This is a genomic window from Rhodococcus sp. NPDC057014 (assembly GCF_042673295.1).
GTDB lineage: Bacteria > Actinomycetota > Actinomycetes > Mycobacteriales > Mycobacteriaceae > Rhodococcus_F.
This window is the reverse complement of sequence record NZ_JBHUSF010000516.1, coordinates 1-3,726: the sequence shown is the minus strand read 5'-3', so window position 1 is coordinate 3,726 and position 3,726 is coordinate 1. Positions and strand designations below refer to the sequence as shown.

At 69.1% G+C, this 3,726-nt stretch carries 3 protein-coding genes; 2 read left to right on the top strand and 1 reads right to left on the bottom strand.

Going from position 1 to position 3,726, the window contains the following annotated elements:
* Positions 1 to 50: 50 nt before the first annotated feature.
* Complete coding sequence (locus ACFTZB_RS44035) at positions 51 to 503, bottom strand: MaoC family dehydratase N-terminal domain-containing protein (RefSeq protein WP_095862128.1); 453 nt, start codon at positions 501 to 503, stop codon at positions 51 to 53.
* Between the two features lie 62 nt (positions 504 to 565).
* Here ACFTZB_RS44035 and ACFTZB_RS44030 point away from each other — a divergent pair, with 62 nt between their 5' ends.
* Together ACFTZB_RS44030 and ACFTZB_RS44025 are read left to right on the top strand one after the other, a co-directional pair.
* The gene (locus ACFTZB_RS44030; protein ID WP_378442073.1) at positions 566 to 1,741 is read left to right on the top strand and encodes an acyl-CoA dehydrogenase family protein; all 1,176 of its coding nucleotides are present in this window, start codon (positions 566 to 568) and stop codon (positions 1,739 to 1,741) included.
* Positions 1,742 to 1,743: 2 nt separating this feature from the next.
* Positions 1,744 to 3,699 carry an AMP-binding protein gene (locus ACFTZB_RS44025; protein WP_378442071.1) on the top strand — a complete coding sequence of 652 codons (1,956 nt, stop codon included), beginning with the start codon at positions 1,744 to 1,746 and terminating at the stop codon, positions 3,697 to 3,699.
* Positions 3,700 to 3,726 lie beyond the last annotated feature (27 nt).

Here is a 3,726-nt window from a genome sequence, read left to right as displayed (position 1 = left end):
GACCACCCGGACGTCCGGAGTATCGCCGACGCGTACCTTCGCCGGTGTTCTCATCGCTGCTCTCCTCGTTCGATCAGGACTTCCTCGAGCCGGACCACGGGCTCGCCGCCGGTGTCGACGTACTCGGTCTCGAGGGTCACGACGCGCATCGTCCCGCCGCGCTTGCCTTCTCGCAGCTCGTCGGCCACGACGCGGCGGGTGCCGACCACGTGGTCGCCGGCGGTGAGCGGTCGCAGGTACGTCCACGTGACCGAACCGACCACCACCCGGGCGAGGGCCAGGCCCAGCGAGTCGACGAACGCGCGCTGGTCGCGCTGGTGTCCGGCGACGACCGTGTGCGTGAGAGTGGCCGGCACGTCGGGGAATCCGGCGTCGCGCGCGACGGCCGGATCCGTGTGGACGGGATCGGTGGTGAACGTGGCGCGCGTGAATTCGCGGATCTTGCCGCGTTCGACGTCGTATTCGACGCGGTCGACGACGCCGGCAGGGAGTGGGTCGGACATCCGGGCCTCCTTTTTGGACTGACCTATAGTATCATTGAGCCTAAATTCGTGAGGAGGGTGCAATGGAGCTCGCTGATTCCCCAGACGAGGCCACATTCCGTGCAGAAGTCCGGGAGTGGGCCGAAAAAGCGGTCCCGACGCTGCCGTGGCCGGAACCGGTCGATCTGGTCGACAAGGTGCCGTTCTGGCAGCAATGGCAGCGGCTGCTCTTCGACGCCGGCTACGGCGGGATGTCGTGGCCGAAGGAGTACGGCGGCCAGGCCGCCGACCCGATCCGCAAGGCCATCTTCACCGAGGAGATGGACCGGGTGGGCGCACCCGAGCGCCTCAACACCATCGGTGAGGACTTCGCCGGCCCGACCATCATCGACTTCGGGACACCCGCACAGAAGGAACGGTTCCTTCGACCGATCCTGGCCGGCGACGAGATCTGGTGCCAGCTGTTCTCGGAGCCGGATGCCGGGTCCGACCTCGCCTCCCTCCGCACCAAAGCCACCAAGGTGGACGGGGGCTGGAAGGTCAACGGGCAGAAGATCTGGACCAGCCGCGCGCACATCGCCGCCCACGCCATCCTGCTCGCCCGCACCGGTGGCGGTCCGCGGCACAAGGGCATCACGTACTTCCTCGTCCCGATGGACAGTGAGGGAATCACCGTGCGACCGCTCGCGCACATGCTCGGCGAGGCGGAGTTCAACGAGGTATTCCTCGACGACGTGTTCATCCCCGACGACCTCGTCGTCGGCGAGGTCGACGGCGGCTGGAAGGTCGCGATGGGCACGCTCGCCTACGAGCGGGTGGCGATCGCGACGGGCCGCGTCAACACCAAGCGTGCCGTCGACGACATCGTCTCCGACATCGCGGGAATGACCGACGACGCCGGTCGTCCGCTCGGCGAGGATCCGGTGATCCGGCAGAAGGTCGCCGATCTCTACGGCCGGGCCCTCGTGCACTACCTCATCGGTCAGCGCGTCATCACCCTCGCGGCCAACGACGGCCCACCGGGGCCGGTCACGTCCATCGGCAAGCTGTTCTTCTGCCCCCTCGTCGAGGAACTCGCCGACTTCCGGCTGTCCCTCGAGCCGGTGGGCGGGCAATTCGCCCTCGACGACGAGCCGCAGAAGACGGCGCGGTGGCAACGGCTCGCATATCAGGCCCGCGGCACCGCCATCGCCGGCGGTTCCACCTTCATCCAGCGCAACATCGTCGCCGAGCGCATGCTCGAAATGCCGAGGAGCTGACCGTGTCCGACTACACCTGGCGCCCCACCGACGAGTACGTCGAGAACGCCAACGTCACCCGGCTCGCCCGCGCCCACGGACTCTCGGGCCTGGGTGAACTCCGCGCCCGCTCCGTCGCCGACGTGCGGTGGTACTGGGATGCCGTGGTCCGCGACCTCGGTCTGCCGTTCCGATCGCCGTACCGCGAGGTGCTCGACACCTCACGCGGAATCGAGTACCCGGAGTGGTTCGTCGGGGGCACGTCCAACGTCGTCGACGCGTGTCTGGAGCGGTGGCTCGCCGATCCCGCGGTCGCCGACCGGACGGCCGTCGCGCACGAGGCCGAGGACGGCACGGTCCGCAGTCTCTCGTATCGCGAACTCGCGGCGGACGTCGAGCGGGCCGCGGCCGGACTGCGGGAACTCGGCGTCGGCAAGGGCGACGCCGTCGCCCTCTACCTGCCGATGATCCCCGAGGCGGTCGTGTCGGTGTATGCCGTCGCGCGGCTCGGTGCGGTGCTGGTTCCGCTGTTCTCCGGGTTCGCTCCGAGCGCGATCGCGTCCCGCATCCAGGACGCGGACGCCAAGGTGGTGATCGTCGCGGACGGAACGGTCCGCCGGCGCAAGTCCGTCACGATGAAACCGGCCCTCGACGACGCGCTGGCCTCGTGCCCGACGGTGCAGTCGGTCGTCGTGGTCGAGAACATCGGCGTCCCAGTCGATTCCACGGATCGCGACATCTCCTGGGGCAAGCTCCTCGGCAACGCCGGTGACCCGGGCCGGGTGGAGGCGATGGACGCGGGCGAGCCGTTCGCGCTGGCGTACACGTCCGGTACCACCGGCAAGCCGAAGGGTGCCGTCCACACCCACGCCGGGTTCCTCGTGAAGACGGCCAGCGAGGTCGCGTACTCGTTCGATCTGAAGCTCGGCGGCGTGTTCTGCTGGATCACCGACATGGGCTGGATCATGGGCCCGCTGTCGATCATCGGCACCCACGCCAACGGTGGAACCCTCGTGCTGTACGAAGGTTCGCCGGACGTGCCGGACACCGACCGGTTGTGGCAGCTCGCACAGCGTCACCGGGTGACGATGCTCGGTGTCTCACCGACGCTGATCCGTACCCTGCGCGGACGGGACACGGACGTCGCGGCACGGTACGACCTGTCCTCCGTGCACACGATCGGGTCCACCGGCGAGCCGTGGGACCCGGACTCGTACGAGTGGCTCGCGCGGGACGTGTTCGGCGGCCGGGTGCCGATCATCAACTTCTCCGGCGGCACCGAGGTCGGCGGCTCGTTCCTCGCGCCGTATCCGGTGGAGCCGATCCACAGCTGCTCGCTGGGCGGTCCGTCCCTGGGTATGGACGTCGACGTCGTCGACGACGCGGGACGCTCCTTGCGCGGGGAACAGGGCGAACTCGTCTGCAGGCAACCGTGGCCGTCGATGACGCGCGGGGTGTGGAAGGACGAGGAACGCTACCTGGAGGCGTATTGGTCCACGTTCCCCGGCATGTGGCGGCACGGCGACTACGCCCTCGTCGACGACGACGGTCAGTGGTACATCCGCGGCCGATCGGACGACGTCATGAACGTGGCGGGAAAGCGTCTCGCGCCCGCGGAGGTCGAGGCCGTACTGACGGCGCACCCGGCGGTGTCGGAGGCGGCGGCGGTCGGTGTCCCCGACCCGAAGAAGGGCGAGGCGGTCTGGGCGTTCTGGGTTCCCCGCGCGGACACCGACACGACGGACATCTCGGCCGAACTCGTCGCCAGCGTTGCCGCGGAACTCGGGAAACCGTTCGCGCCGAGCGCTGTTCACCAGGTGTCGCGCCTGCCGAAGACCCGGTCGGCGAAGATCCTGCGCCGAGCGGTGCGGGCCGCCGCGCTCGACATCGATCCCGGGGACCTGTCGGGTGCCGAGAACCCGGAGGCCGTCGACGAGATCCGCGCAGTGGTGGCGGGGGCAAGCAACGCAGCGTCGTGAGTACAACGAAGGCCCCACACCGCACGG